This window comes from Pseudoalteromonas sp. S3260, from assembly GCF_005886925.1.
Taxonomy (GTDB): Bacteria; Pseudomonadota; Gammaproteobacteria; order Enterobacterales; family Alteromonadaceae; genus Pseudoalteromonas; species Pseudoalteromonas tetraodonis.
The window spans coordinates 1-6,222 of record NZ_PNCV01000101.1; the positions used below are offsets into that span (position 1 = coordinate 1).

Sequence of the window (6,222 nt, forward strand, 5' to 3'; positions counted from 1 at the left end):
AGAACACTGGGTTTACAGAGAAATGCTTAAAAAATACCAATCTAGCTCTGTGTAGCGCAAAGCGCCTCGGAACCCTCTGTGGTGAAAAATTGTTTTTAGCAGTAAGTGCCTTTCGTAGCAGCGATTTTATATCGCGTCAGGTCTAGGATATTAAACACAAATGCGCGAGGTAAACTCCCGCCTACTGATATGGTTAACTTCTGAATTTACAAGGCGGGGTTTTATGCCGCGCAAGGTCATTATTCACAAAGAGGACAAAGAGACGCTGCGCTAAAAGAGTAGATTAAAGGTCTCAGGTTTTAGCATAGCTCGTTGTTCGATACTCGTCACTCTAAGCTCGCTGTCTTCTCATTTATTTCCCTGTCAGTATTTATAACTTAATGCTAATGTTTAAGTTATAAAACTTGCTTTTAAAATGAAGCACTTTAAGGTTTTAGCTGATAGCTAAAACACGTTTTACACTCTGGAGTAATTATGTCTAATTGGATTGATGCCACAGTAAAGTCAGTTAAATGGTGGAATGAATCGTTATTTAGCTTAACGGTTAACGCCGATGTAGAGCCGTTTAAAGCAGGGCAATTTACAAAGCTCTCTGTTATGGACGGTGAAAAACGCATTGCTCGGGCTTACTCGTATGTTAACGCACCAGATGATCCAAATTTAGAATTTTATTTAATTAACGTAGTCGATGGCCAATTGTCATCGCATTTAGCACAACTTACCCCAGGTGACACCGTACTAATAGAACGCCGTGCTAGCGGTTTTTTTACCCTTGACGAAGTGCCAGCGAGTGAACAACTTTGGATGCTTAGCACCGGCACCGCTATTGGCCCGTTTTTATCTATATTGCAGCAAAGTGAGGTATGGCAAAAATACAAACATATCAACTTAGTGCATGGGGTGCGCCTAAATAGCGATTTAAGCTATCAGGAGCTAATTAATAAGTTATTAAAGGCTCATCCAGGGCAGCTTAATTATGTGCCGGTAGTTAGCCGTGAGGAGCCTTTACAAGGTTTAGCTGGGCGAATAACCACAGTGATAGAAAATAACGCGCTATCTGAACATGTGGGGCTGTGTGCTACACCAAATAATGCCCAATTTATGCTGTGTGGTAATCCGCAAATGGTTAAAGACACCACAGAGTTATTATTGGCTCAAAATTATAAGCGTAATCGTCGAAAAGAGCCGGGACATATCACGGTTGAGCAGTATTGGTAATGAGCTATAACGTTATAATAACTATCTCAGAGGCCTAAAATTTGCTATGTTGCGCTTTAATTGTATTTAGTCTTCGTACTTAGGAAAACCATGAAACCTTCATTCATCATATGTGCCTGTTTATTGGCCGCTTTCACGTTAAATAGTCATGCTATAGAGCAATCAACACCGCTGGACGAGACTAAACAAACACAGCAAAAAAATGCAGCGCAACAACAAGACGCGCTTGATACATTAAGCCAAGAGGCTAATACACCAAAAAAGCCGGTTGTTGATAAAGTAAAAGCAGATGACTCTCAAGTACTTGGCAGCGAATCTACAAAGCCCGTTCAGCAGCCTAATAGTAAAGCGGATAAAGCCCAGGCTGTTGCGCAAGCTGAGCAAGCAGTTACACAAGCAAAAGAAGCACTCACAGCAAAGCAACAAGCCAAAGCAAAACAGTCGCGTGAGTCACTTGCTGTTGTTGAGCAATTAGTAAATGCTTACAACGCGCGTAACATTGAAGAATTTATTCGCATGTATGATGAAGATGTTGAGTTTTATATTTTCCCGAATGAGCTATTATTTAAAGGTAAAGAAAAACTAATAGCGCGTTATGGCATTATGTTTAAAAAACTTAAGTGTCTGCACTCATCACCAATCAAGCGTATTGTGCATGGTGATATTGTAATAGACCATGAACTGTCAGAAACCTGTTCAACGGATGCGAACGTTATAGATAAACGTTCAGAGCTTATTTCAAGCTATCAAATTAAAGATGGTAAAGTGGTTAGGGTTTTATTTTTTAGGTAATTATTAATTATGCAGCTAAGTGACGAGAAAAAAATTCGTGTAATGTATCGAGTAGAGCCAGGCTGTTTAGGCCCTGATGGCGTAGACCACATTGAAGACTTTTGTCGCTTTGCGAACAAGCACATTAAATCGCCTTATTATGCGCAGTTATTATTTTTACCTCGATACGACAAGCAAAAAGATGAGCGCCAATACAGCGTTAAAAACCGCAATTTATCTCAGGTGCAGGCTAAAGCGTACTTAAATCATTTTGAAATTGACATAGAAGACTTTGAAGAGCAGCTAGACGAGCTGCTCTCTAAATCAATAGACTTATACTTCAAGCGCTAGGGTCAGCAGACCCTAAGCTTCGTTTGAAACAATAGCATTAAAGCTATCGTTATCATGTAGGCTGGCAAAAGCACTTTCGTGAAGTAGCTCGTTTCGTAAGTTAGGCGAGTATTCAAGCGACATTTTTATATCAGCTAGAGCATCTGCATGCTCATGCGTTAAAGCATACGCACAGGCTCTTTGCCAATAGGCGTAACCATAGTCGCTATCTATATCAATTGCTTGATTACAAAGCTCAATGGCTTGCTCAGTCTCATTTAGCTCTAATAATGCATCCGCTTTGTAGGCAATGGCTTCTACATCTTCTGGTTTACGTTTTAAAATCTCATCGAATATTTCAATTTTATTGGCAATATCACTTTCTAGGTTGGCTCGCATCCATAACGAATGAACTTCGTTGGTGATCGATATACGTTCTTGGTTACTGAGTATTTCTTCAGAACGTACTCGCAGTTTCTCTTCTAAAATTTTCAAGCGATCTTCATACTCATCAGTAATAACACTCACTCGGGTGTTTACTATATCTTCTACTTTGTTCTTTACATCACGTAACGAGTTCCAGCCCACTAATACCAAAATAGACGCGGTGGCGGTAATAATAAAAAATACATTATTAATGGTATCTGTGGTGTAGGTAAGCGCCCGATCGGCGGTGTCTAACTGTGCATGCGTAACTTGTTTGGTCACGTCTTCACGCAGTTTTTGTTGATCTTGGCGAACCGACTTTAATTCGTCGAGAATATAACGTTCAAGTAATGGTTTGTACAAAGGGGCTTCTAGCTGTGCTAATTCACGCTGTTGTTGCTCGTTGAGTGCTGCGGTGTTTTTATCAGCAGCTTGCACCGCAGATGAAAAAACACCAATAAATACAATAAATAGTAAAAAATAAAAACGCATTGATATGCCTAGTTAAAAAATTAATTAATCGCTTTGTTAACTTTAACATGCGCACATCATTGGTACTAGGGTGAGGATAGGGAAGCTGGCATTAACTTGAGTAGCAGTAATTATAGGCAAAAAAAACCAGCCCAAGGTGGGCTGGAAAAAACTACATCAACATATCAAGGGAACAATAGGAGATAAGGCCTAGTGTATATGTGCCTACCTGAATTTTTACTTAACTAAATTCAAATAGATAAAAATAAGAAAGAAATAAAGGTGCATAAGTAACTTATACACCTTTTATACTATAATTTCATGGCGAAGGGGGGTATTCCACTGTGCACTTAAGAAAACTTAAGTCACTTTCAAACCCTTCACCGTACATTACGTGGCTATTTTTAATAACGATCATCTATTTTATAAAAAGTTTTGATATTTATTTACGCTAAGCACAAACATTGGCAGCACCATCATATTTATAAATGAGAGTAATCGTTTTAAAGCATTACTTTGCCCTAGCGTATCAAAGCAGCTACACGTATATTGAATAAGCAGAGACCATAAACGTCATTCATTTAATGGCAATAAAATAACAGCGCTCCCAATTGGTGAATGCCAAAAGCAGTAAGCATGGGCGTTTTTATTTATACTTAAAAAGGAGCTCAATATGGATAATCATAAAGCGGGTAAATGCCCGGTTATGCACGGCAGTAATACTACAACCGAAAACACCAATACAGATTGGTGGCCAAACTCACTTAATTTAGACATTCTTCATCAGCACGATAGCAAAAGCAGCCCCTACGACAGCGACTTTAATTACGCCGACGCGTTTAATTCACTCGACCTAGAAGCACTTAAAACCGATTTAAAAGATTTAATGACTCAAAGCCAACCTTGGTGGCCAGCTGATTGGGGGCACTATGGAGGCCTGATGATCCGTATGGCATGGCACTCTGCGGGCTCGTACCGTTTAGCTGATGGTCGAGGCGGTGGTGGTACCGGTAATCAACGTTTTGCACCACTTAATTCGTGGCCAGATAATGCCAACCTAGATAAAGCGCGCCGTTTATTATGGCCAATTAAAAAGAAATATGGCAACAAGCTTTCATGGGCCGATTTAATTATTTTAGCCGGTAATATGGCGTACGAATCAATGGGACTAAAAACCTTTGGTTTTGCCGGTGGCCGTGAAGATATTTGGCACCCAGAAAAAGACGTTTATTGGGGCGCAGAAAAAGAATGGCTTGCGCCAAGTGATGAGCGATATACCCAGATTGATAAACCCGATACCATGGAAAACCCATTAGCGGCAGTGCAAATGGGTTTAATTTACGTAAACCCAGAAGGGGTAAATGGTAAACCCGATCCGCTTAAAACCGCAGAACAAGTGCGCGAAACCTTTGCCCGCATGGCCATGAACGACGAAGAAACCGCAGCGCTAACGGTCGGTGGCCATACAGTAGGTAAAACGCATGGTAACGGCAAAGAAGAAAACTTAGGCCCAGAGCCTGAAGCCGCCGATGTGCACGAGCAAGGCCTTGGCTGGAATAACCATAAAACCCGTGGCATTGGTCGCGATACCATGACCTCAGGTATTGAAGGCGCATGGACAACCCACCCAACTAAATGGGACAACGGCTACTGTAAATTGTTGCTTAATTACGAGTGGGAGCTAACCAAAAGCCCTGCCGGTGCTCATCAGTGGGAGCCGGTTAATATTAAAGAAGAAGACAAACCCGTTGATGTGGAAGACCCTTCGATTCGTTTAAACCCAATAATGACCGATGCCGACATGGCAATGAAGCTCGACCCAGCGTACCGTAAAATTATTGAGCGTTTTAATGACGATTTTGAGTACTTTACTGACGTATTTGCCCGAGCATGGTTTAAGTTAACCCACCGTGATTTAGGGCCAAAATCACGTTATTTGGGCGCCGATGTACCCAGTGAAGATTTAATTTGGCAAGATCCTATTCCTGCAGTTGATTACACCCTAAGCGACGCTGAAATAACCGATTTAAAAGCGAAGCTACTTAATTGTGGATTAAGTGAAACCGACTTAATTAATACCGCATGGGATAGCGCCCGCACTTACAGAGGCTCAGATCACCGTGGTGGTGCAAATGGCGCCCGTATTCGCCTTGCTCCGCAAAATAACTGGCAAGGTAACGAGCCTGCGCGTTTAGCTAAAGTACTTAGCGCACTTGAAACACTGCAAGCGAGTTTAACTAAGCCTGTTAGTATGGCCGACTTAATTGTACTTGGCGGTACCGCTGCGGTTGAGCAAGCGGCTAAAAAGGCAGGGGTTGATATAACCGTACCGTTTGCCCCAGGGCGTGGCGATGCTAGTGATGACATGACTGACGCAGAATCGTTTGATGTGCTTGAGCCAATTCATGACGGTTTTAGAAATTGGCTGAAAAAAGACTATGCTGTATCCGCCGAGGAGCTATTGCTAGAGCGCAGCCAATTAATGGGGCTAACCGCACCAGAAATGAGCGTATTACTAGGCGGTATGCGCGTACTAGGCACTAACTATGGCAATAGTGAACATGGTGTATTTACCGACAAGGTAGGCGTACTGAGTAACGACTTTTTTGTTAATTTAACCGACATGAACAACCGCTGGGAGCCTGCAGCTAAAGGCGAGTACAACATAGTCGACCGCGCTAGTGGTAAAACTAAGTACACGGCTACGCGTGTTGATTTACTGTTTGGTTCAAACTCAATACTCCGTGCACTGGCAGAGTTTTATGCTCAAGACGATAACAAAACTCGTTTTGTACACGACTTTGTCGCCGCATGGGTAAAAGTGATGAACGCCGACCGGTTTGATATTAAATAAACCTAAGTAAAATTTAAAAAGGAGCAGCAATGCTCCTTTTTTTATTATTTGAAAGTTACGAGCTGTGGGCAACGTGCTGCGAGGCGCGGGTATAGTTCAATGACCTTGGTCTTGCGCGGCATAAAGCCCCACCTTGTATCTCTCTGTAATAG

5 protein-coding genes are annotated in these 6,222 nt (G+C 41.9%); 4 read left to right on the forward strand and 1 reads right to left on the reverse strand.

From position 1 onward, the window contains the following. Window positions 1-474: 474 nt before the first annotated feature. From CWC14_RS15135 to CWC14_RS15145, 3 genes are all read left to right on the forward strand, one after another. On the forward strand, window positions 475-1,218 hold the full coding sequence (locus CWC14_RS15135; RefSeq protein ID WP_138563682.1) for a ferredoxin--NADP reductase: 744 nt from the start codon (window positions 475-477) through the stop codon (window positions 1,216-1,218). A gap of 90 nt (window positions 1,219-1,308) precedes the next feature. Further along, the gene (locus tag CWC14_RS15140) at window positions 1,309-2,010 is read left to right on the forward strand and encodes a nuclear transport factor 2 family protein (RefSeq protein WP_138563684.1); all 702 of its coding nucleotides are present in this window, start codon (window positions 1,309-1,311) and stop codon (window positions 2,008-2,010) included. Window positions 2,011-2,019: 9 nt separating this feature from the next. Continuing rightward, window positions 2,020-2,340: a hypothetical protein gene (locus CWC14_RS15145; RefSeq protein WP_008112665.1), complete on the forward strand. Its 321-nt coding sequence runs from the start codon at window positions 2,020-2,022 to the stop codon at window positions 2,338-2,340. 12 nt (window positions 2,341-2,352) lie between these two features. On the opposite strand, the gene CWC14_RS15150 is transcribed toward CWC14_RS15145, so the two are convergent. Next, window positions 2,353-3,237 carry a tetratricopeptide repeat protein gene (locus tag CWC14_RS15150; protein WP_008467888.1) on the reverse strand — a complete coding sequence of 295 codons (885 nt, stop codon included), beginning with the start codon at window positions 3,235-3,237 and terminating at the stop codon, window positions 2,353-2,355. Window positions 3,238-3,889: 652 nt separating this feature from the next. Between CWC14_RS15150 and katG the strand changes: the two genes are divergently transcribed. Then, a complete protein-coding gene (gene katG, locus CWC14_RS15155) occupies window positions 3,890-6,070 on the forward strand; it encodes a catalase/peroxidase HPI (RefSeq protein ID WP_138563686.1) in 2,181 nt (726 codons plus the stop codon). Window positions 6,071-6,222 lie beyond the last annotated feature (152 nt).